4 protein-coding genes are annotated in these 25,710 nt (G+C 64.5%); all 4 read left to right on the forward strand.

What is annotated here, in order from left to right; genetic code table 11:
- Positions 1-199 precede the first annotated feature (199 nt).
- Genes KGA88_RS24860 through KGA88_RS24875 form a run of 4 tightly spaced genes read left to right on the forward strand, consistent with a single transcriptional unit; the run spans position 200 to position 25,455 of the window.
- The gene (locus KGA88_RS24860; protein ID WP_223594834.1) at positions 200-9,433 is read left to right on the forward strand and encodes a non-ribosomal peptide synthetase; all 9,234 of its coding nucleotides are present in this window, start codon (positions 200-202) and stop codon (positions 9,431-9,433) included.
- A 52-nt stretch (positions 9,434-9,485) separates the two neighbouring features.
- A complete protein-coding gene (locus KGA88_RS24865) occupies positions 9,486-10,544 on the forward strand; it encodes a TauD/TfdA family dioxygenase (protein WP_223594836.1) in 1,059 nt (352 codons plus the stop codon).
- 11 nt (positions 10,545-10,555) lie between these two features.
- Complete coding sequence (locus KGA88_RS24870; protein WP_223594846.1) at positions 10,556-13,654, forward strand: non-ribosomal peptide synthetase; 3,099 nt, start codon at positions 10,556-10,558, stop codon at positions 13,652-13,654.
- Positions 13,651-25,455, forward strand: coding sequence for an amino acid adenylation domain-containing protein (locus tag KGA88_RS24875; RefSeq protein ID WP_223594848.1), 11,805 nt, complete (start codon positions 13,651-13,653; stop codon positions 25,453-25,455). Before KGA88_RS24870 ends, KGA88_RS24875 begins: the two co-directional genes overlap by 4 nt.
- Positions 25,456-25,710 lie beyond the last annotated feature (255 nt).

The raw sequence follows: 25,710 nt of genomic DNA on the forward strand, positions 1-25,710 counted from the left end.
AGATGTGTATAAGAGACAGCTGACACACCGCCTTCGCGAGCAAGCCCGCTCCCACATTTTTGATTTTCTGCAGCCTTCGATTTCGCGTTTCACCCTCTTCCTGATACTTGTTCCCATCCGCTAATTTTTCCCGTCTGCATTCGTTTTATAGGGACGACGCGCCTTTGCGCCTGCTGCCTACTGATGCGGATGCCGATAGATGAATGCTGAAGACTCCTTGAAACTTGCTCGCCGGTTTATCGGGCTGCCCCTGGAAAAGCGCCAGATGTTCCTTGCGGCCTTGCACAAGGAGGGCGTGGATTTCGCCCGTTTCCCGATTCCGGCCGGCATCGAGGCCGAGGATCGCCAGGCGTTGTCGTACGCCCAGCAACGCATGTGGTTCCTCTGGCAACTGGACCCCCGCAGCGGCGCCTACAACCTGCCGGGCGCGGTACGGCTGAGCGGACGCTTGAGTCTGGCCGCGCTGGAGCAGGCATTCGCCAGCCTGGTGGCGCGGCATGAAACCTTGCGTACGGTATTCCAGTGCCAGGCCGACGACAGCTTGCAGCAAGTCCCCATCACGGCGCCGTTGCTGATCGAACACGTGGATTTCAGCGCGCTGCCCGCCGAAGAGCGCGAACGGACCGTGGCGCAAACCGCAGAGCAGCAATCGATGCTGCCCTTCGATCTGTCGAGCGGACCGCTGCTGCGGGTCACCCTGCTCAAGCTCGCCGACCAAGAGCACGTGCTGTTGCTGACCCTGCACCACATCGTGTCCGATGGCTGGTCGATGAATGTGCTGATCGATGAATTCATTCGCTGCTACGACGCCTTCGATGCGGGCACCCAACCGAATTTGCCGCCTCTGCCGATCCAATACAGCGACTACGCCCTGTGGCAGCGCCGCTGGCTGGAGGCGGGCGAGCAGGCGCGGCAACTGGCGTACTGGCAGGCACAGTTGGGCGACGATCATCCGGTGCTGGAATTGCCCCTGGATCATTCGCGCCCGGCGATGCCGAGTTATCGCGGCACCCGCTACGAATTCGCGGTCGAGGCGCAACTGGCCGAGCAACTGCGCGGCACCGCGCAGAAGCACAACATCACCCTGTTCATGCTGTTGCTCGGCGCTTTCAATGCGTTGCTGCATCGCTACACCGGGCAAACCGACATCCGCGTCGGCGTGCCCATCGCCAACCGCAACCGTGCGGAAATCGAAGGGCTGATCGGCTTCTTCGTCAACACCCAGGTGCTGCGTACCCAGCTGGACGGCCAGACCCGGGTCGACGACCTGCTGCGCGCCGTCAAAGAGACCGCCCTCGGCGCCCAGGCCCATCAGGACCTGCCGTTCGAGCGCCTGGTCGAAGCGCTGAAGCTTGAGCGCAGTCTCAGCCACACGCCGTTGTTCCAGGTGATGTACAACCACCAACCGCAGGTGGCTGACATGGCTTCGGTCAGCACCGCCTCCGGCCTGGTGCTGGGCAGCATCGACTGGCAAAGCCGCACCACCCAGTTCGACCTGACCCTCGACACCTGGGAAAAGGGTGGCAAGCTGCACGCCGCGCTGACCTATGCCAATGACCTGTTCGAGGCCGATACCATCTCGCGCATGGCCCGGCACTGGACGCGCCTGTTGCAGGCGTTAGTCGACGACTCGACGCAAAAAATCGGCGAATTGCCGATGCTGACGGCCGATGAGCAACAGGTGCTGGTGCACGACTGGAACCGCACCGCCGAGGTCTATCCGGTCGAGCAGTGCATGCATCAGCTGATCCAGGCCCAGGCCCGACGCACCCCCGAGGCGCCGGCGCTGGTGTTTGGCGAACGCCAACTCAGCTACGCGCAACTCGATGCCCGCACCAACCAATTGGCGAACTACTTGCGCGAGCAGGGCGTCGGCCCGGATGTGTTGGTGGGCATCTGCGTCGAGCGTTCGCTGGAAATGGTCATCGGCCTGCTGGCGATTCACAAGGCCGGTGGCGCTTACGTGCCACTGGACCCGGAGTACCCGGCCGAACGCCTGGCCTACATGATCGACGACAGCGCGATTGGCCTGCTGCTTACGCAGAGCTCCCTGCTCGGCGCCTTGCCCGCCGAACGCATCAAGGTCATCGCCCTGGATCATGAGCAAGACTGGCTCGACGGCTACAGCGACACCTGCCCGCAGGTGGACGTGCATCCATTGAACCTGGCCTATGTGATCTACACCTCCGGTTCTACCGGCAAACCAAAAGGCGCGGGCAACAGTCACGCGGCGCTGGTCAACCGTTTGTGCTGGATGCAGCAGGCTTACGCAATCGATGGCAGCGACTCGGTATTGCAGAAAACCCCGTTCAGTTTCGACGTGTCGGTCTGGGAGTTCTTCTGGCCGCTGATGACCGGCGCGCGCCTGGTGGTGGCGCCGCCGGGCGCGCACCGTGAACCGGCGCAGTTGATCCGCCTCATCGCGGACTACCACATCAGCACGCTGCACTTCGTGCCGTCGATGCTCCAGGCGTTCATCCACGAACCGGGTGTCGAGGCCTGCACCAGCCTCAAGCGCATCGCCTGTAGCGGTGAAGCCTTGCCGCTGGATGCGCAATTGCAGGTGTTCAAAAAGCTGCCGGCTGCCGGGTTGTACAACCTGTACGGCCCGACCGAGGCGGCCATCGACGTGACCCACTGGACCTGCATCGATGAAGGCGCCGACAGCGTGCCCATCGGCCGGCCCATCGCCAACCTGCGCACCCATGTGCTGGATGCGCAACTGCTGCCGGTTCCGGCCGGCGTGGCGGGGGAGTTGTACCTTGGCGGTGCCGGGCTGGCGCGCAGTTATCACCGGCGCCCGGCGCTCACCGCCGAGCGTTTCGTGCCGTGCCTGTTCCACGACGGCGCGCGCTTGTACCGCACCGGCGACCGCGTACGCCAACGTGCGGACGGCGTGATCGAATACCTCGGGCGCCTCGATCATCAAGTCAAATTGCGCGGCCTGCGCATCGAGCTGGGGGAAATCGAAACGCGCCTGATGCAGCACGCGCTGGTGCGTGAAGCCGTGGTGCTGGTGCAGGGCGGCAAGCATCTGGTGGCGTATCTGGTGCTGGAAAACGCCGATGCCGATGGGCTGTGGCCGCAAACCCTCAAGGCCTGGTTGCTCGGCAGCCTGCCGGAATACATGGTGCCCACCTACCTGATGCCGCTGGACGCCTTGCCGGTGACCGCCAACGGCAAGCTCGACCGCAAGGCCTTGCCGCAACCCGACGCCGCGCCGCAACAGGCATTCGTCGCACCGCAGGATGCAATGCAGGCTGCGCTGGCGCAGATCTGGCAAGCGGTGCTGGGCGTTGAACGTGTAGGGCTTGAAGACAACTTCTTCGAACTCGGTGGCGACTCGATCATTTCCATCCAAGTGGTCAGCCGTGCCCGTCAGGCCGGTATCCGTCTCAGTCCGCGGGACTTGTTCCAGTACCAGACCGTGCGCAGCCTGGCGCTGGTCGCGGCATTCGACAGCTGCAGCCGCATCGATCAAGGCCCGGTCAGCGGCGAGGTGATCCTCACCCCGGCGCAGCATTACTTCTTCGAACAGGCCATCACCCGGCGTCAGCACTGGAATCAGTCGTTGTTGCTGACGCCTCGGGAAGCACTGGATCCACAAGCGTTGGAGCGGGCGCTGGTCGCCGTCATCAACCACCACGACGCCTTGCGCCTGCGATTTGTCGAGGGCGCTGAAGACTGGCAGCAGCGCCATGCAGCGCCAGTCGAGTCCGCTGAGTTGTGGTTGCGCAATGCGTCTTCGACCGAAGCCTTGACCGCTCTCTGTGATGAAGCGCAACGCAGCCTCGATCTGGCAACCGGTCCGCTGCTGCGCGCCTTGCTGGCCAGCCTCGACGATGGCAGCCAGCGCCTGCTGCTGGTGGTCCATCACCTGGCGGTGGACGGGGTGTCGTGGCGGGTGTTGCTCGAAGACCTGCAACAAGCTTACCGGCAAGTGGCCTTGCCCGAGAAAACCAGCGCTTATCAAGCCTGGGCGGCGCACTTGCAACAGCATGCCGGTACCATCCTTGCGCAAATGCCGTACTGGCAGGCGCAACTGGCGGATGCCCGGGACCTGCCATGCGACAACCCGCAGGGCAGCTTGCAGCAGCGCCACGAGCACAAGGTCGAAACGAAACTGGACGCCGGGCTGACCCGCCAATTGCTGCAACAGGCACCAGCGGCCTATCGCACCCAGGTCAACGATCTGTTGCTCACGGCGTTGGCGCGGGTCATCTGCCGCTGGATCGGGCAGGGCTCGACGCTGATCCAGCTCGAAGGCCACGGCCGCGAAGACCTGGGCGATGACCTCGACCTGAGCCGCACCGTCGGCTGGTTCACCAGCCTGTTTCCAGTGCGCCTGCAACCCGAGGCCGGGGCAGCGAATTCGATCAAGTCGATCAAGGAACAACTGCGCGCCGTTCCCGGCAAAGGCCTGGGCTATGGACTGTTGCGCTACCTCGGCGAACCGGCGCAACGCGAGGTCCTGCAAGGCTTGCCGGCGCCCCGCATCACCTTCAACTACCTGGGGCAGTTCGACCGTCAGTTCGATGACGCAGCGCTGCTCAAACCGGCCACGGAAAGCGGCGGCCAGGCCCAGGGCGACGATGCGCCGCTGGCCAACTGGCTGACCGTGGAAGGCCAGGTCTATGGCGGGCAACTCTCGCTGCAATGGGGCTTCAGCCGCGAGATGTTTGCCGAGTCCACCGTGCAACGACTGGCCGATGCCTACACCGAAGAACTCAAGACGCTGATCGAACATTGCTGCACGACAGCGACAGGCCAGGTCACGCCGTCGGACTTCCCGCTGGCGCGCATCACCCAGGCACAACTCGATGCCTTGCCCGTTGCGGCGCCGGCCATCGAGGACATTTACCCGCTGACACCGATGCAGCAGGGCATGCTGTTCCACACCCTGTACGAGCCCCAGGCCGAGGCCTACATCAATCAGTTGCACCTGGACATCCAGGGGCTGGAGCTGGCGGCGTTCGGTCGGGCCTGGCAGGCGGCGATCAACCGTCACGACATCCTGCGCAGCAGCTTCCACTGGCTGGGGCTTGAGTGCGCGCACCAGGTGATTCATCGCCAGGTCGACCTGCAACTGCAAGTGGTCGAGGCGGCTGACATCGACCTCGATGCTTTGGCGGCTGAAGAGCGCAGTCGCGGCTTCGAACTCGGCACCGCGCCGTTGTTCCGCCTGTTGCTGGTGCGCCGGGGCGCGCAAGACTGGCACCTGATCCATACCAGCCATCACATCCTCATGGACGGCTGGAGCAACGCGCAATTACTCGGCGAAGTGATCCAGCACTATGCAGGCCAGTCGCTGAACAAACCGTTGGGGCAATACCGCGACTACCTCGGCTGGATTCAACAGCAGCCGCTGCTGGCCGCCGAGCAGTTCTGGAAACAAGCGCTGGCGCCGCTGGAAACGCCAACGCTGCTGGCGCAAGCCTTGCCGACGCCCGCCGAAGGGCGCGGCATGGGCGAACATCAATTGACCCTTGAGAGCGCATCGCTACAGCGCCTGAGCGATTTCGCCCGCCAGCAGAAAGTCACCCTCAACACGCTGCTGCAAGGCGCCTGGGGCCTGTTGTTGCAGCGCTATACCGGCCAGTCCTGTGTGGCGTTCGGCGCAACGATTGCCGGACGTTCGGCGCCATTGCCGGGCATCGAGCAGCAGTTGGGGCTGTTCATCAACACCTTGCCGATCATTGCCGCGCCGCAGGCAGGGCATTCGGTGACCCAATGGCTCAACGACCTGCAAGCCCTGAACCTGAGTCTGCGCGAATTCGAGCACGTGCCGCTGTACGACATTCAAGGCTGGGCCGGGCAACAGGGGGCGCTGTTCGACAGCCTGCTGGTGTTCGAGAACTTCCCGGTGGCCGAAGCCCTCAAGCAAGGGGCGCCGGCGGGCCTGACCTTCGGCGCGTTGCACAATCACGAAATCACCAGCTACCCGCTGACTCTCGGCATTGAAGTCGGCGTGAGCCTGCGTCTGGATTTCAGTTTCGACCGAACCCGGTTCAGTGTCGCGCAGATCAGCCAGTTGGGCGCCAGCCTGTTGCACGTACTGGAGCAATTCGTCGCGCAACCGCAACAGTCACTGGGTGCGATCAGCCTGCTCGACCCTATCGCGCAAGCCAAGGTGTTGGCAGGTTCGCGTCCGCCTGCGCCGCCAATCGACAGCCCGTTGCTGGCCCATCAGCGTTTCGAGCAACAAGCAGCTCGCACACCCGATGCGCTGGCCGTGATCGTCGGTGAGGAGCGCCTGACCTACGCCCAACTCAATGCGCAGGCCAACCAACTCGCCCATCGCCTGCGCGCCCAGGGTGTGGCGCCGGGGCAACGGGTCGGCCTGGCGGTGCGGCGCAATGCACAGATGATCGTCAGCCTGATGGCCATTCTCAAGTCCGGCGCCGGTTATGTGCCACTCGATCCGGATTACCCGGCCGAGCGCCTGGCCTACATGATCGAAGACAGCGGCATGGATTTGTTGCTGGCGCAACCGGGGCTGCTGACCGATGTCGCGCTGCCACAAGGTTTGCCACGTCTGACACTGGAGGCGAACGCCGACGGTTACTCCACGGAAAACCCGGAAAACCTCGCCAGCGCCGAAGACCTTGCCTACCTGATCTACACCTCCGGCTCCACCGGACGCCCGAAAGGCGTATGCCTGGCCCACGCCGCACTGCGCGAGTTCTGCGTGATTGCGTCGGACTATTCGCAACTGGTCCCTGAAGACCGCGTCCTGCAGTTTGCCACCTTCAGCTTCGACGGCTTTGTCGAGCAGTGCTACCCGCCACTGTGCGTGGGCGCGGCGCTGGTGATGCGCGGCGATGAGTTGTGGGACACCGACACCCTCTATCGCCAGATCATCGAACAGGGCGTGACCCTGGCGGATTTGCCGGCCGCCTACTGGTTCCTGTTGTCCCAGGAGTGGGCCGCGCAATCGCAGCGTGACAAGGGCCGTCTGCGTCAGGTCCACGTCGGCGGCGAGGCCATGTCGCTGGAAGGCCTGAAGCTGTGGCACGCCGCCGGTCTGGGCGATGTGCGCCTGCTCAATACCTATGGCCCGACCGAAGCCACGGTCGTTTCCAGCACCCACGAATGCACGCTGGCCGATACCCGCAATCACATTGGCGTGCCCATCGGCAAAGCGCTGCCTGGGCGTGCGTTGTATGTGCTGGACAGCGAAGGGCACCTGCTGCCGAGCGGTTGCGTCGGCGAATTGTGTATCGGCGGCGACGCCGGCCCGGCCCAGCGCTACCACCAGCGTCCAGGCTTGAGTGCCGAGCGCTTCATTGCCGATGCGTTTTCCGCCACACCTGGCGCGCGGCTGTACCGCAGCGGCGACCTGGCGCGCTATCGCGAAGACGGTGCGCTGGAGTACCTGGGGCGTATCGATCACCAGGTGAAAATTCGCGGCTTCCGGGTCGAGCTGGGTGAGCTGGAAGCGCACCTGCAAGGCCTGCCGATGATCAGCGAAGCCGCGGTGCTGGTGCACGAAGGCGTCGGCGGCAAGCAGTTGATCGGCTATGTGGTGCCGGCCAGTGATGAGCTGCTGGCGGCGGATGCGCGGCAACTCACCGACACCGTGCGCCGCGCCCTGGGCGAGCGCCTGCCGGACTACATGCTCCCGGCGCAACTGGTGTTGCTTGCCGCGTTGCCGCTCAACCGCAACGGCAAGCTCGACCGCGCCGCGTTGCCGCCACCGCAAGTATGGGAAGCCGAAGCCGGCAGCGCGCCGCAAGGTGTACTGGAAATCGAACTGGCGCAGATCTGGCAGCAGGTGTTGCAGGTCAACCGCGTCGACCGCGAAAACAGCTTCTTCGAACTGGGCGGGCACTCGTTGCTGGCGACGCAAATCGTCTCGCAGATCCGCCAGCGCCTGGGTCTGTCGGTGAGCCTGCGCAGCCTGTTCGAACATCCGCGCCTCGAGGATTTCGCCGCCCGGGTGCAGGCGCTGCAACACAGCTGTGAACGCCCGGCGCTGGTGGCCGACACCTCTGGCGAACGCCAGCCGTTGTCCTTTGCCCAGCAGCGCTTGTGGTTCCTGTGGAACCTGGAGCCGGACAGTTCGATGTACAACATGCCGGGTGCCTTGCGCCTGCGGGGCGAGTTGAACCTCGATGCCCTGCGCCAGACCTTCGAAACCCTGGTGCAGCGTCACGCGGTATTGCGCACCACCTTCTACGAAGAAGACGGCCAGACCTGGCAACGGGTGCATCCGCAACTGCCGTTGAGTTTTGTCGACAGCGACCTGCGGCATCTGCCGGCGCCGGATCTCGAAGCACAACAGCTGGCCCGCGAGGAAGTCGCCGGGCCATTCGACCTGCGCCACGGTCCGTTGCTGCGGGTGCGGGCGCTGCGGGTCGCGGAGGATGAGCACGTGCTGTTGCTGACGGTGCATCACATCGTCGCCGATGACGGTTCGTTCCGCGTCCTGATCAATGAATTCGTCACGCTCTATCCAACCCTCAACCGTGGCGAAATCCCGCAACTGCCGGCGCACAGCGTGCAGTACGCCGACTTCGCCAAATGGCAGCGCCAGTGGCTGGAGCAGGGCGGTGAACTGCAACGCCAGCTCGATTACTGGCAGCAGCGCCTCGCTGAGCCACAAGCCGTGCTGGAGTTGCCCGCCGATGGTGACCAGCGCACCGCGCAAGCCGGTGCCGGTGCGCATTTCACCTTCAGTGCCGAACTGAGCCAGCAGTTGCGCGACTTTGCCCGGCAACGCGATCTGTCGCTGTTCATGCTGCTGCTGAGTGGTTTCACCCTGGTCCTGCGCCAGCGTACCGAGGTCAGTCGTGTGCGCATCGGCACCGATATCGCCAACCGAAATCAAGCCGGGCTTGAAGAAATGGTCGGCTTCTTCGTTAACCAACTAGTACTGCAAGTGGAAGTCGATGCCGAACAGTCGGCGGCGCGGTTGCTGGACGCTTGTCGCCGGGCGGTGCTGGAGGCTTCGGACCATCAGGACCTGCCGTTCGAGCGCCTGGTGGAGGCCTTGCGCCTGCCGCGCCGCGCCGGACGTTCGCCGTTGTTCGATATCAAGCTGATTTACCAGGAAGGCGTCGGTCGCCTGCCGTCGATGGAGGGCCTGCAAGTCGAGGACTTCCCGTCCGGGCGCCAGGCCGCCGAGATCGGCATGGTCGCTGCGTTCTACAACGACGCACAGCACATCCACCTGAGCTTCGAGACACCGGCCGGCCAGTACCTGCCGAGCACGCTTGAGTGTTTGTCCGAACAGATTCAGGCGGTGCTCGCAGCGTTGATTAGCGCTGATGGATTGCAAGTCGGCGATTTGCTCAACCTGGCCAGCGATGTCCAGCGCCGTGCCGACGCGCGCTTGAGCGAGCAACGCAAGGCCTTGCTCGGCGGTGCCATGGCGATCAAGCGCCGCTCGGCGAACCGGGCTGCGCCGACAGCGCAAATCGCAGCGGACTGATTCAGGCGGCGGCGCGCTTTAGCGCCGCCGTGATCATTTTCTGGAGGGGTTTATGACCGTTTCAACGACCAAGTCCATTCCCAAGATGGGTCGTGGTGCCCGCAAAAGCCTGTCCACCGATCCGACGCGGCTGGTGAGTTTTGCGCCGATGTTCGAAGGCCAGAGCATGCCGCTGGTGTGCCGTCCGGCCGTGTCCGGCGTGAGCCTGGTGGAATGGGCGAGCCAGAACCGCGCGTTGATCGAAAGCAAGCTGCTGGAGCACGCGGTGATTCTGTTCCGTGACTTCCAGGTAGCCGACATCGGCGAGTTCAACCGCTGTGTCGATGCGATTTCCGGCGGTGCGCTGGAGTATCTGTTCCGCGCCTCGCCACGGACCCAGATCACTGGCCAGTTCAAGATCTACAGCTCCACCGATTACCCGGCGCCGGAGAAGATCTTCCCGCACAACGAACACTCGTATTCGCCGGTGTTCCCGCGTCACCTGTACTTCTACTGCGACACCCCGTCGACCACTGGCGGTGAAACACCGTTCGGCGACACCCGGCAGATCCTCGCGCGGATCGACCCGGCGGTGCGCGAAGCGTTTGCCCGCAAACGCATCATGTACGTGCGTAACTACGGCGACGGCATGGGCCTGCCATGGCAGACCGTGTTCCAGAGCGAGGATCGCGCCGAGGTCGAAGCCTACTGCGCGAAAATCGGCATCCAGGCCGAGTGGAAATCCGGTAACCGCCTGCGCACCCGGCAGAACGGCCCGGCCATCGTGCGCCATCCGCTGAGCGGCGAGCGCATCTGGTTCAACCATGGCACCTTCTTCAATGCGCTGACCCTGCCGGACAGCATCCGCGACAACCTGCTGCGTGAGTTCGGTCCGCAGGATTTGCCGCAGAACACCTTCTTCGGCGACGGCTCGCCGATTCCCGACGATGTCATCCGCCACCTGCAAGGCATCTACCGCGAGGTGATGGTGGAGTTCGCCTGGGAGAAAGGCGACGTGGTCCTGCTCGACAACATCCTCAGCGTGCATGCGCGCAACGAATTCACCGGCTACAGAAAAATCCTCACGGCCATGGCCATCGCACAGAAAAGCGCCGACCTGGATCAGGAATAAGGACACCCGACATGAACACCACCGCCCTCGAACCTTCGGTAGACGTATTCCAGACTTCGGCCCAGCAGGCCTTTTATTTGCGGGTCCAGGAACTGGGCGCCCGGCCGCTGTTCGCCGCGCTGACATTGCCGGTCGCCAGGCCGGTGGAGGCCCAGGTGTTGCGCACGGCGCTGGAGACACTGGGCCAGCGTCATGAAACCCTGCGCACGATTTACCGTCGCTTGCCGGGCATGAAGTGGCCGGTGCAAAGCCTGTGCGATGCATTGCCGGTCACGTTGCTGGGCAACCAGCCTTCGCTGGCCGAGGCCTTGAGCCGCAGCCGTGAAGTCATGGTTGAAGATTCGAGCAAGGCGCTGGTGGTGGCGCAGGTCGAAGGCGAAGCAGGGCAGCATTTCATCACACTGCTGACCCCGGCCAGCAGCTTCGATGAAGCCTCGCTGCGGCTGCTGTCGAGCGAGCTCGCCAGCCTGCTGCGCGGCGAAACCCTGGTCGAACACGAGGACGCGCTGCAATACCTGGACTACACCGCGTGGCAGGAAGAACTGCGCGAAGAAGACATCGGCCACCAGGGCGCGGCGTTCTGGCGCAACCAGCAACAGCAGTTCGCCGTGGCTCATCGCTTGCCGTTCGAAAAAGCTGCCGACGTGTCCCTGGCTCGCCGTCAGGCTACGCTCACCGACACCACCTGGTTCACCGAAGTGCAACGGACCGCTGTTGCAACTGGCGTTGAGACAGGGCAATTGGCGTTATTGCTGTGGACCGCGTTCGTCGCGCGCATTGGCCAGCAGGAAAAGCTGCTGATGGGGTGGCAGGTGGACGGGCGCAATGAGCAAACCGCCGCCACCCTCGGACGTTTCGCCCGGCGCTTGCCGGTGGCGTTCGAGCACCGTAGCCAGCAGACACTGGCGCAAGCTTTGGCAAGTTTTGCGGTCAGCGTCGAACAGTCGCTGTCCTGGCTCGACTGCCTCAACGAGTTCGAGTTGAGCGCCGAAGGCACCGCGCCGTTGCGCTACGGCTTCGTCTATCAGGCCGGTATCGAGGCCGGTATCGAGGTGGACGACGCCAACCCCGAAGTCCTGCGCCTGCGTGTGCAGGGTGATCAATTGCAGTTGTCGTGCCTTGACGGTGCACTGCCCGAATCGATGCTGGCCGAGTGGCTGGAGCAGTTCGCCGAATTCAGCCGCCAGCTACTGGCGTCGCCCGAACTGACCCTGGCTCAGGCTGATCTGGTCAGTGCCGCACAACGAACCCGCCTGATCGAAGAATTCAACCCGAACGCCACCGAGCAGGCATTGCCGTGCCGGTTCCTGCAGGAGTTGTTCAGCGAACAGGCGCGCCTGCATCCGCAACACATCGCCCTGAGCGTCAACGGCCAGCGCCTGAGTTATGCCGAACTGGATGCGCGCTCCAACCAGGTGGCCAATACCTTGCGCGCCCAAGGCGTGGCGCCGGATGCAATTGTTGCGGTCTACGGCCAACGCTCGCTGGAAATGGTCATCGCCTTGTTGGGCACGCTCAAGGCCGGCGCGGCGTACTTGCCGCTGGACCCGAACTACCCGATCGAGCGTCTGGCGTTCATGCTCGCCGACACCGGCGCGCGTCAGGTGCTGGCCTGCCAGCCGCTGCCCGAAGCGTTGCACAGTGAACGTGTGGTTTCCTTGATGGCGGGGGCCGAAGTCTGGTCCGCCGCGCAAACCGAACCTGCATCTCAGGGCGACAGCGCCAACCTGGCCTACGTCATCTACACCTCCGGCTCCACCGGCCAACCCAAGGGCGTGATGATCAGCCATGCCAACGCCGTGGCCTCGACCCTGGCGCGCAATGCTTTCTATCGCCAGCCGCTGCGCGCATTCCTGATGCTCTCGTCGTTCTCTTTCGACAGTTCGGTGGCCGGGGTTTTCTGGGCGCTGGGGCAGGGCGCGACCCTGTGCCTGCCGGACGAAGACAGCTACAAGGATCCGGCCCGACTGGCCGAATTGATCCAGCGCGAAGAGATTTCCCACTACCTGACTTTGCCGTCCTACCACGCGCAGATTCTCGAACACCTCGACCAACAGGCCCTGGCCTGCGTCATCGTGGCCGGCGAAGCCTGCAGCGATGCGCTGGTGCAGCGACATCGCGAAGCGCTGCCGGGGGTGACGCTGGTCAACGAATACGGCCCGACCGAAGGCACCGTGTGGTGCTCGGCCTGGGAACTGCCGCTTGACCAGGACGATGACAGCATCCCGATCGGCCAGCCGATTGCCGGCATGCGCATCCACGTACTCGGCCCGGACCTGCAACCGGTGGCCGTGGGCGTCGAAGGTGAGCTGTACGTCGGCGGCGCCGGCATTGCCCGGGGCTATTTGCAGCGCGCCACGCTGACGGCCGAGCGCTTTGTTGCGGACCCATTCAGCGCCAGCACGGGCCAGCGCCTGTACCGCACCGGCGACCTGGCGCGCTATCGCGCCGATGGCGTGCTGGAGTATCTGGGCCGGGTCGATCACCAGGTGAAAATCCGTGGTTTCCGTATCGAGTTGGGCGAGATCGAAGCGGCCATGCGCAGCGCGCCGGGCATCGAGGACGCCGCCGTGATTGCCCAGCAAACCCCTAACGGCCCGCAACTGCTGGGTTTCGTGGTGTCCCCGGCCGACACCGCCGACATCCGCCTCAACGAGTTGCGCCGCCATCTGGAGCAGACGCTGCCCGGGCACATGCAGCCGGCGCGCTTGCAGGTGCTGGAGCGGTTCCCGCTGATGCCCAACGGCAAACTCAATCGCCAGGCGCTGCTTGATCTCGACGTGCGTCGCAGCGCCTTCGTTGCCCCGCGCAACGACCTGGAAAAAACCCTGGCGGCGATCTGGGCCGAAGCGCTGCAGGTGGAGCGCGTCGGCGCGCACGACAACTTCTTCGAACTCGGCGGACACTCGCTGCTGGCCACGCGCATTCGTGCGCGGATCCAGGAAGAACTGAACCTGGCGATCCCGCTCAAGCTGTTTTTCGACGGCGATACCCTGGAACGCCTGGCGGCGGAAATCGAGCAGTTCCGCCAGCAAAGCGAGCACCAGGAAAACGATGTAGACGCCCTCGAAGCGTTGTTCGACGAAGTGGATGAGGAACACGCGCGATGAGTGCTGCACCGGACAGAATGATGACCCTGGCCCAGCGTTTCTGCGGCTTGAGCGCGGACGCCCGGCGTGCGTTGCAAGAAAAGATGCACGCTCAGGGGCTGACCCTGGAACTGCTGCCGATCCCGCCACGGGACCGCAGCGTCGATACGTTGCCAGCGTCTTACGCGCAGCAGCGCTTGTGGTTCCTCTGGCAGATGCAGCCCCAGGCCACCGCCTACAACCTGACCGGTGCCTTCCGCCTGACCGGCGAGCTGAACCGCGACGCACTGGCGCAAACCCTTAGCGCACTGGTGCAGCGGCATGAGGTGTTGCGCACCACGTTCGTCTTCGACGAACAGCAAGTGCTGCAAAAGATTCACCCGCAGATGGACACCCCGCTGGTCGAGGCCACTGCCGCCGACGACATCGAGCTGCAACGCCAGATCGCCCTCAACGCCGAGCAGCCGTTCGACCTGCAGCACGGCCCATTGATGCGTTGCCACCTGATCCGCCTCGATGCCCGGCAACATGTGCTGGTGCTGACCTTTCATCACATCGTCACCGATGGCGGTTCGTTGCCGATCCTACTGCAAGAGTTTACGCAGCTTTATGCACAGCTCAGTGCCGGGCAGGCCACGCAGCTGCCGCCGTTGGGCATTCAATATGCCGATTTCGCCCGCTGGCAGCGCCTGTGGCTGGAGGCCGGCGAGGCCGAGCGCCAGCTCGATTACTGGCGCGGGCAGCTGGGCAACGAGCACCCGCCACTGACCCTGCCGAGCGACCGCCGTCGCCCGGCGATCCCGAGCCAGCAGGGCGCCAGCCTCGAACTGCAAATTTGCGCCGAGTTGACCACTCGCCTGCGCGAGCTGGCCCGCCGCGAAGGCTGCACCCTGTTCATGCTGCTGATGGCCGCCTTGCAGACGCTGTTGCACCGCTACAGCGGCGAGCAGGACATTCGCGTCGGCGTGCCGATTGCCAACCGCACCCGCCAGGACGTGGAAAACCTGTTGGGCTTTTTCGTCAACACCCAGGTGCTGCGCAGCCAGCCCCGGGCCGACCAGCCGTTCGTGCAATTGCTGGCCGAGATCAAGGCCGCGGCACTCGGCGCGCAGGCCCATCAGGACCTGCCGTTCGAGCAACTGGTCGATGGCCTGGGCGTCGAACGCAGCCTGAGCCACACGCCGCTGTTCCAGGTGATGTTCAACCACCAGCGCGACAGCGGCGACCCGCAACGCTGGGATTTGCCGGGCCTGAGCGTCGAACCGCTGATCTGGGACGAGAAAACCACCAAGTTCGACCTGATGCTCGACACCGTCGAAAGCGACGAGGGCATCCACGTCTCGTTCGTGTATGCCACCGAACTGTTCGACGCCTCGACCATCGAGCGCCTCGGCCGGCACTGGCTGAACCTGTTGCAGGCGATCTGCGCCGACAGCACGGTTGCCCTGGCGGATCTGTGCATGCTCGACGCCTCCGAACAGCAGGCCACATTGCTCGACTGGAACCGCAGCGCCGTATTGAACGTCGATCAGGCGAACGCTTTGTGCGCCCATCAACTGATCGAAGCCCAGGCCGCCGCGCACCCGCACAACATTGCCGTGACCTGCGACGGCATCACCCTCACTTACGCAGAGCTGAACCGTCGCGCCAACCGCATCGCTCATCGCCTGCGCGAGCGCGGCGTCGGCCCGGATGTGTTGGTGGGCATCGCCCTGGAGCGTTCACTGGAAATGATCGTCAGCCTGCTGGCGATCCTCAAGGCCGGTGGCGCCTACGTGCCGCTGGACCCGGATTACCCGCAGGATCGCCTGGCCTACATGCTCGCCGACAGCGGCACGCGCCTGCTGCTGACCGATTCGGCGCTGATGCCACGTCTGCCGTTGCACGAAGGCATTGAAGTGATCTGCCTCGATCACGCCAGCGACTGGCTCGATGAGGCCTGCGCCGATAACCTGCCGAACCTGACTGCTGAAGAGAACCTGGCCTACGTCATCTACACCTCCGGTTCCACCGGCAAACCCAAAGGCACGCTGCTGCCCCACAGCAACCTGACCCGGCTGTTCAGCGCCACCGAACACTGGTTCGGTTTCAATGCGGAGGATGCGTGGAGCCTGTTCCACTCCTATGCCTTTGACTTTTCCGTGTGGGAAATCTTTGGCGCGCTGTTCTACGGCGGCAAGCTGGTGGTGGTGCCCCACGCGGTCAGCCGCTCCCCGGAAGACTTCGCCCGCTTGCTGAAAGACGAGCGCGTCACCGTGCTGAACCAGACCCCCTCGGCCTTCCGCCAATTGATGCCGTTTGCCTGCGCCAACGCGCCAGGCATGGCCCTGCGTTACGTGGTGTTCGGTGGCGAGGCGCTGGACGTGGCCAGCCTGCGGCCGTGGTACGACGCCTTCGACGACGAGCAACCGCTGTTGATCAACATGTACGGCATCACCGAAACCACGGTGCACGTGACTTACCGTCCGCTGTCCCGCGCCGATCTCGATGGCGCCAACAGCTCGCCGCTGGGCGAACCGATCGCCGACCTGCGCTGGTACGTGCTCGACCCGTGCCTGAACCCGGTGGCCAAGGGCTGCGTCGGTGAGCTGTACGTCGGCGGTGCCGGCCTGGCCCGTGGTTATCACCAGCGCGCCGACCTGACCGCCACGCGCTTTGTACCGGACCTGTTCGCCGCCGAGCCGGGTGCACGCCTTTATCGCACCGGCGATCTGGCGCGTTACTGCGCCGATGGCAGCATCGAGTACGCCGGGCGCATCGACCATCAAGTGAAGATCCGTGGCTTCCGCATCGAGCTGGGAGAAATCCAGGATCGCCTGCAAAGCCATCCGGCCATTGAGCAGGCACTGGTGCTGGCCCCGTCGGTCAACGGCAGCCAGCAACTGGTCGCATGGTTCACGGCTAGCGGCGACGACAAGGATGTGCGCCAGTCCCTGCGCGAACACTTGCAGGCCGGTTTACCGGACTACATGGTGCCAGCGCACTTGATCAAGCTCGAGCACTGGCCGCTGACCAGCAACGGCAAGCTTGATCGCAACGCGCTGCCCAAGCCCGACGCGGCACTGGCGCAGCAGGCTTACACGGCGCCGATGGATGACTTGCAGAGCGAGTTGGCGGCGATCTGGCAAGACGTGCTCAAGCTCGAGCGCGTGGGCATCGACGACAACTTCTTCGAGCTGGGCGGCGACTCGATCATCTCGATCCAGGTGGTCAGCCGTGCGCGTCAGGCCGGAATCCGCATCACCCCGCGTGACCTGTTCCAGCACCAGACCGTGCAGAGCCTGGCGAAGGTCGCGGTGCGCAGCGCCGGGCTGGTCATCGACCAGGGGCCGGTACGCGGCGAGGTGCTGCTGACACCGATCCAGCACTGGTTCTTCGAACAGCAGATCGAAGCCCGTCATCACTGGAACCAGTCGCTGTTGCTGGAACTGCGCGAGCCATTGGAGAGCGCCAGCCTGCAACAGGCCCTGGCCGCGTTGGTGGAGCATCACGATGCATTGCGCCTGCGTTTGCGTAATGTCGACGGTGTTTGGCAACAGGCACAAGCCGAGCAGTGGAACAGTGCCGAGGTGCTGTGGCAGCGTCAGGCCGCCAATGCCGATGAACTGCTTGAACTGTGCAACACGGCACAGGCCAGCCTGAACTTGCAGGACGGCCCGCTGTTGCGTGCCTTGCTGGTGGACATGGGTGCCGCGGGCCAGCGCTTGCTGCTGGTGGTGCATCACCTGGTGGTGGACGGCGTGTCCTGGCGTCTGCTGCTCGAAGACCTGCAAACCGCTTACGCTCAGGCACGTCAGGCCGAACCGCTGCGTTTGCCAGCCAAGACCAGCGCCTATCAAGCCTGGGCCGCACGTTTGCAAAAACATGCGCAAAGCCCGGAGCTGGCGCAGCAAGCCACTTACTGGCAAGCGCAATTCCACGACGTGGCGGTGCAGCTGCCTGCCGATAACCCGCAAGGCAGCCTGGCCAGCCAGCATGCCGTGAACGTGGAAACCGTGCTCGACAGCACCTTCACCCGCCAACTGCTGCAAGACGCCCCGGCGGCGTACCGCACCCAGGTCAACGACCTGTTACTGACGGCGCTGGCGCGAGTGCTGGGCCAATGGACCGGTCAGCCTTCAACGCTGGTCAAACTGGAAGGCCACGGCCGCGAAGACCTGTTCGATGACATCGACCTGACCCGCACCCTGGGCTGGTTCACCTCGATCTTCCCGGTGAAACTCACCGCGACGGGCGATCTGGCCGCGAGCATCAAGGCGGTCAAGGAACAACTGCGCGCCGTACCTGACAAAGGCATCGGTTTCGGCATACTGCGCTATCTGGCCGAGACCGGCCTTGAGGGGCTGCCGTCGCCGCAGGTCACCTTCAACTACATGGGTCAGTTCGATGCCAGCTTCGACGAGCAAGCGCCATGGCGCCCGGCGAAGGAAGGCGGTGGCGCCGAGCAGGGCGCGTCTGCCGAACTGGACCGTGGCTTGAGCATCAACGGCCAGGTCTACGCCGGGCAATTGCGCCTGAGCTGGACCTTCAGCGGCGAAGTGTTCAAAGCGCAAACCGTGCAGCGCCTGGCCGATGCCTACGCCCTGGAACTGCAACGGCTGATCGAACATTGCCTGGGCGGTGCCAGCGGCCTGACCCCGAGCGACGTGCCGCTGGTGCACGTCGATCAGGCGCAACTGGATGCCTTGCCGCTCGCGGCCAGCCAGATCCAGGACATCCTGCCGCTGTCGCCGATGCAACAGGGCATGTTGTTCCACAGCCTGTTCGCCCCGGATGCCGGTGCCTATGTCCCGCAGATGCGCGTGGATGTGCAGGGTCTGGACGTCGAGGCGTTCGGCAATGCCTGGCAGCAGACGCTGGCGCGCCATGAAGTGCTGCGCGCGGCGTTCTTCAGCGAAAGCAACGGTTCGCGTCCGCTGCAAGTGATCGTGGCCGACGCCACGCTGCCGCTGACCGTGCTCGACTGGCGCGATCAGTCGGGCCTGCCCCGGGCACTGGATCAATTGGCGGATGAAGATCGCCTGCGCGGTTTCGACCTGACGGCGGCGCCATTGCTGCGCCTGACCCTGGTACGGACGGCCAGCGATATTCATCACCTGATCTTCACCAACCACCACATCCTGCTGGACGGCTGGAGCACCTCGCAGTTGTTCGGCGAAGTGCTGCAACGCTACTCGGGCGTCATGCCGGCGCCCGGTGTTGGCCGCTATCGCGACTACATGAGCTGGCTGGGCACGCGCGATCGTGCCGCCTGCGAGGCGTTCTGGCTGGAGCAATTGCACTCGTTCGCCGAGCCGACCCGCTTGGCCGGCGCCTTGCCGGCGCCGGTCGCAGGGCAGGGCGGCGGTCATCGCACCTTGCACCTGAGCCTCGACCGCGCAGCCACCGAGCGCCTGAGCGGGTTCGCCCGTCAGGCCCGCGTCACGCCCAACACCCTGCTGCAAGCGGCGTGGCTGTTGCTGTTGCAACGCTACACCGGCCAGCAAACGGTGGCGTTTGGCGCCACGGTGTCAGGTCGTCCAAGCGAACTGCAAGGCATCGAGCAGCAGATCGGTCTGTTCATCAACACCTTGCCGGTGATCGCCACGCCGCACCCTGAGCGTACGGTCAGCCAATGGATCGATGAAGTCCAGGCGCTCAACCTCAAGTTGCGCGACGTCGAATACACACCGCTGGCGGACGTGCAGCGCTGGGCCGGGAACGCCGGCGAGGCGCTGTTCGACACCTTGCTGGTGTTCGAGAACTACCCGGTGGCGCAAGCGCTGGAGGAGGGCAACACCAGCGCGCTGAAGTTCTCTGGTATCAGTCATCACGACCAGACCAGCTTCCCCTTGGCCATCGCCGCCGAACTGGGCGAATGCCTGGACCTGCGCTTCAACTACGACACGGCGCTGTTCAGCGCCGAGGCCATCGCCGGATTGAGCGCACGTCTGCTGGCGCTGCTCGATGCCATGGTCAGCGCGCCGCAACAGCCATTGGGCCGCTTGAACCTGCTCGATGCCGCGCAAACCGCTCGGCAGGTCGAAGGCTTCAACCGCACCGCACAGACCTGGGCGGATGTGCGCCCGGTCTACCAGTGCTTCGAAGCCCAGGTCCTGCAAACCCCGGAGGCGCCGGCCCTGGTGTTTGCCGGCCAGACCCTCAGCTATCGCCAGCTCAACCAACAGGCCAACCAACTGGCGCATCACCTGCGCAGCCAGGGCGTCGGCGCCGAAGTGCTGGTGGGCATTGCCGCCGAGCGTTCGCTGGAACTGGTCATCGGCCTGCTGGCGATCATGAAGGCCGGCGGCGCCTACGTGCCGCTGGACCCGGACTACCCGCGCGAACGTCTGGAACACATGTTCGACGACAGCGGCGTGCACCTGCTGCTGACCCAGCGTCATCTGCTTGGGCAGTTGCCGATTCCGCCCGCCACCACGGCGATCTGCCTCGACGACATGGGCGGACTGCTGGACGGCCTGAGCGAAGCAAACCTGCCCTGCGTGGTCGGGCCGCAATCGCTGGCCTACATGATCTACACCTCCGGTTCCACCGGCAAACCCAAGGGCGCGGCCAACCACCATGAAGCCTTGTACAACCGCCTGGCGTGGATGCAGGGCGCGTACCCACTGAATGGGCGCGACACCGTGTTGCAGAAAACCCCATTCAGTTTCGACGTGTCGGTCTGGGAGTTTTTCTGGCCATTGATGACCGGCGCACGCCTGGCCGTGGCCGCACCGGGCGCCCATCGCGATCCGGCGCAACTGGTCAGCCTGATCGAGCAGTACCGGATCAGCACCCTGCATTTCGTGCCGTCGATGTTGCAGGCGTTTGTCCAGGGCGAAGGCTTCGAGCGTTGCGCCAGCCTGCGGCAGATCATGTGCAGCGGCGAAGCCTTGTCGGCGGACTTGCAGCACAGCCTGTTCCGCGTGCTGCCGAACGTTGGCCTGTACAACCTGTACGGCCCGACCGAAGCGGCCATCGACGTGACTCACTGGACCTGCATCGACGACGGCGCCGTCAGCGTGCCGATCGGTTATCCGATTGCCAACCTGGTGACCTATATCCTCGACGACAGCCTGCAACCGCAGGTGCAGGGTTGCGTCGGTGAGCTGTACCTGGGCGGCATCGGCCTGGCTCGCGGTTATCACCATCGTCCGGAGCTGACGGCCGAGCGTTTTGTCGCCAGCCCGTTCGGTGAGCGGGGCGAGCGCCTGTACCGCACCGGCGACCTGGCGCGCTACCGCGAAGACGGCGTGATCGAATACGTCGGGCGCATCGACCATCAAGTGAAGATCCGCGGCTTGCGCATCGAGCTCGGGGAAATCGAAGCCTGCCTGCTGGAGCACCCAGCAGTGCGCGAAGCGGTGGTGATCGCCCTCGACGTCGGCAAATCCAAACACTTGGTGGCTTACGTCGTAGGTGATGCCGCCCTCGACCTACTCAAACAACACCTGCGCAACGCGCTGCCCGAGCACATGCAGCCAAGCCATGTGCTGCTGCTTGATCAGTTGCCGGTGACGCCCAACGGCAAGCTCGACCGCCGTGCGCTGCCGCAGCCGGAACAGCAAGTGCGCGAGTACGTGGCGCCGCGCAATACGGTGGAGGCGACATTGCAAGCGGTGTGGCAGGCGTTGTTCGAAGTGCCGCAAGTGGGCATGCACGACAACTTCTTCGAACTGGGCGGCGATTCCATCGTCTCGATCCAGGCCGTCAGCCGCGCACGCAAGGCCGGCTTGAGCATTTCGCCCAAGCACGTGTTCAGCCATCCGACCCTGGCCGAACTGGCCACGGTGGCCCAACCGGTCGTGGCGGATGAACCCGTGCCGGCGTTGGTTGCACCGGCAGTGAAAATCGAGCTGAGTGACGCGCAGTATCAGGCGCTGGCGTTGACGGCGGACGAAGTCGAGGACGTCTATCCGCTGTCGCCGATGCAGCAGGGCATGCTGTTCCACTCGGTGCAGGACGGTGATTCGGGGCTGTACGTCAATCAGATCGAAGTGGGCGTGCGCGGCGTTGATGGCCCGCGTTTCCGTGAAGCCTGGGCCGATGCCGCCCGGCGTCACGCGATTCTGCGCACGGCATTCCTCTGGGAAGGCGACAAGGAGCCGCTGCAAGTGATGTTGCGAGATGCGCCTACGCTATTGACCGAACTGGACTGGCGCGGGCTGGATGATCAGCCTGCACGCGTCCGCCAACTGGCCCTGGAGGAGCGCGAACGCGGTTTCTCGCTGAATCGCGCACCCTTGTTGCGCCTGTTGCTGGTGCGTCTGGAAGACGATCGTTATCGCCTGATCTGGACCTACCACCACATCCTCATGGACGGCTGGAGCGTGTCGCGCCTGATCGGTGAAGTGTTGCGTCACTACAGCGGCGCGGAGCACGAGCCGGTGGCCGCCTATCGCGACTACATCGACTGGCTCGGCCAGCAAGTCGCCGAGGCCAGCGAGGCGTTCTGGAAAGGCAAACTCAGCAACCTCGAAGGCGCCACGCACCTGGCTCGCGCCTTGCCGGTCAAGGCGCCGCAAGCGGGTTATCACGCGATCTACACACACCTGAGTGCCGGGCAGACCGCACGTTTGCAGGCCTTTGCCCAGCAACAGCAAGTGACCCTCAACACCCTGGTGCAAGCCGCGTGGCTGTTGCTGTTGCAGCGCTACACCGGCCAGCGCACGGTGACGTTCGGCGCCACGGTGTCCGGGCGTCCGGAAACCCTCAACGGCTCGGAGAACATGCTCGGCCTGTTCATCAACACTTTGCCGGTGGTCAATAGTGTGCCGACTGAGGTCAGCGTCGGTGACTGGCTGCGGGACATCCAGGCCTACAACCTCGACATCCGTGACTTCCAGCAAACCCCGCTGAGCGATATCCAGCGCTGGGCCGGGCAGGGCGGGCAGTCGTTGTTCGACAGCATCATCGTCTTCGAAAACCAGCCGGTGGACCGCACCCTGCGCGAGTGGAACGGCGACTCGCTGCGCTTCGAGGACGTTTCCGATTTCGGCCTGACCAGTTTCGCCATGGACCTGATGGTCAGCCTCGATGAAGGGCTGCGCATCGAGTACATGCACCAGCGCGATCAGTTCGACCTGGCCACCGTGGAAATCCTGCGCAGCCACATGGAAAGCCTGATGCAGCGCCTGTGCGACGACGCCGGGCGCGCCGTCGGTGAGCTGGGCCTGCTGACCCTGGACGAAGGCCGGGCGCTGGACGGCGAACTGCCGGTGGTGGCTGAAGGTGACGAGACGCCGGTGCACGAACTGATCCGTCAGCGTGCGCGACTGCAACCGGAGCACACGGCGCTGGTCCTGAGTTATGCCGAGCGTGACGCCGAGCACTTGAGCTACGCCGAACTGGACCGGCGCTCCGATGCCCTGGCGGTGCATCTGCTGGAACAGGGCGTGCAGGCCGAAGATGTGATCGGCGTGTTCATGGAGCGCTCGCTGGAACTGGTGGTGTCGTTGCTGGCGGTGATGAAATGCGGCGCTGCCTATGTGCCGCTGGACCCGCAATACCCGCAGGAACGCCTGCGCTACATGATGGCCGACAGCGACATGCGCCTGCTGCTGACCCAGGAACGACTGCGCGATTCGGCGCAGCTCAACCCCGGCACGGCCATGGTCGCGGTCGACCGATTGAATCTCGACGTCGATGTGGCGGCCCCATCGTGCGCGGTGCACGCCGAGCAACTGGCCTACCTGATCTACACCTCGGGCTCCACCGGCAAACCGAAAAGCGTCGCCGTGGCCCACGGGCCGCTGAGCATGCACGTGCAAGCCATCTCTGAGTTGTACGAGATGGACCCTGGCAATCGCGAACTGCATTTCATGTCGTTCGCCTTCGACGGTGCCCATGAACGCTGGATTACCGCGTTGATCAGCGGCTCGACCCTGGTGATCCGCGATAACACCTTGTGGACCGCCGAACAGACCCTGGCCGTGCTGCACCGCCAGCGCATCAGCGTCGCCTGCTTCCCGCCGGCGTACCTGCTGCAACTGGCCGAACACGCCGAGTTGCAGGGCGGTGATCCGCCGCCGGTGCGCATCTACTGCTTCGGTGGCGATGCGGTGCCGGACGCCACGTTCGAACGGGTCAAGCACACCCTCAAGCCGCAATACCTGGTCAACGGCTACGGCCCGACGGAAACCGTGGTGACGCCGCTGCTGTGGAAAATCGCCGTCGACGGCCACTGCCAGGCGATGTACGCGCCGATTGGCCAACGCGTCGGCACTCGCAGCCTGCACGTGCTGGACATGGACCTCAACCCGCTGCCGGTGGGCATGGTCGGTGAGCTGTACATCGGCGGGCGCGGTGTCGCGCGCGGCTACCATCGTCACCCGTGGCAGAGCGCCGAGCGCTTCGTTGCCGATCCGTTCAGCGCCGAAGGCGGGCGCCTGTATCGCACCGGTGACCTGGTGCGCCGTCGCGAGGATGGCGTGTTCGACTACGTCGGGCGCATCGACCATCAGGTCAAGGTGCGCGGTTTCCGCGTCGAACTGGGCGAAATCGAAGCCCGCCTGCGCGAGCAGGCCGGGGTCAACGATGCGTTGGTGGTGGTACGTGACAACGGCCAGGGGCCTCAACTGGTGGGCTATGTGGTGGCGACGCAAGACGATGGCCTCGGTCCGCGTTGCCAGGCGGCATTGCGCGAAAGCCTGCCCGATTACATGGTACCGACGCAGGTCGTGGTGTTGCCGCGCTTCCCGCTGACCCCCAACGGCAAGCTCGACCGCAAGGCCTTGCCGGATCCGGCCTTCAGCGGCCGCGACTACGTGGCACCGCGCACGCCGCTGGAATGGGCGTTGGCGGACATCTGGCAGCAGGTGCTGGGCATCGAGAAGGTCGGCATCACCGACAACTTCTTCGAGTTGGGTGGCGATTCGTTGCGCACCCTCAAGGTGATCTCGAAAGTCCGCGCCCTGAACGAGCCGGGCTTCCAGTTGAAACTGCGCGACATGATGGCCAAGCCAACGATTGCCGGGTTGTCCGGTGTCGATGAGCAACCCGTGCGCCAGAGTCCGCAACCGCTGTTGTTGCTCAATCAACCGGTGGGCGACCAGCCGGCGCTGTTTTGCCTGCACGCCGGTTTCGGCACGGTGTTCGACTACGAACCGCTGGCCCGGCGCCTGGATGGCGAGCGCACGGTGTACGGCGTGCAATGCCGGATGCTGCTCGACCGCCAATGGCACGACACCTCGCTCGCGCAGATGGCCGCCGACTACGTCGAGGCGATCCGCGCCCGGCAACCCCAGGGCCCGTACCACGTGCTGGGCTGGTCGCTGGGCGGGGCGTTGGCGTTGCTGGTCAGTGACTTGTTCGAACAGCAGGGCCAGCGCGTGGCGTTCGTCGGTCTGGTGGACAGCTTCGTGCCGACCCAGGCCAATGCTGTTGCCAGCGCGGATGAGTGGCGTGTGGATCTGGCCGAGTTCCTCGGAGCGGCGTTGGGCATGGATGGTGAGGTGATTGCCCGGGCGTTGAGCAGCGAGTCGACGGGGGACTTTGATGCGGTGGCGCGGATCATTCGCGCGGTGATCGACAGCCAAAGCGATCAGGCCAGCGGTTATGCGCTGCTCGGTGCCGATGAGCTGGCCCAGACGTTCATGGTCAGCACACGCTTGAAGGCGCTGTCGCGGCAGGTCGAAACCCTGCCGATCCCGCAAGCCGGGCTGCATTGCTGGTGGGCCGATGGCAACCCGACGGCCGAACGCGCGACCCTGGAGTGCCAGCAACCACGGCTGCGCAAGGTGCAGGTGGTGACGGCGGGGCACTTCGATATCCTGCAAATGGATGAGTGTCTGGACGCCGTGGTGGCGGCGCTTGCGCGGGAGGTGGTGGCAGAGTTCTAAGCCGATAAATTGGTGAACTGGCTTCTCTGTGGCGAGGGGGCTTGCCCCCGTTCGGCTGCGAAGCAGTCGTAAACCCGAACATCGCGGTACGCCTGAATAACCGCGATGGCCGGCTTTGGGGCCGCTTCGCGACCCAACGGGGGCAAGCCCCCTCGCCACAGGTTTCATGTTCGGTCAGGGAGATTCTTCATTGATCAGGATGACGCCCTAATGAACAGCCCTCCCGGTTCGTTTATTGGGCGAGCCTGTTTATTT

This window comes from Pseudomonas sp. A-R-19 (assembly GCF_019956575.1).
In the GTDB taxonomy this organism is placed as follows: domain Bacteria; phylum Pseudomonadota; class Gammaproteobacteria; order Pseudomonadales; family Pseudomonadaceae; genus Aquipseudomonas.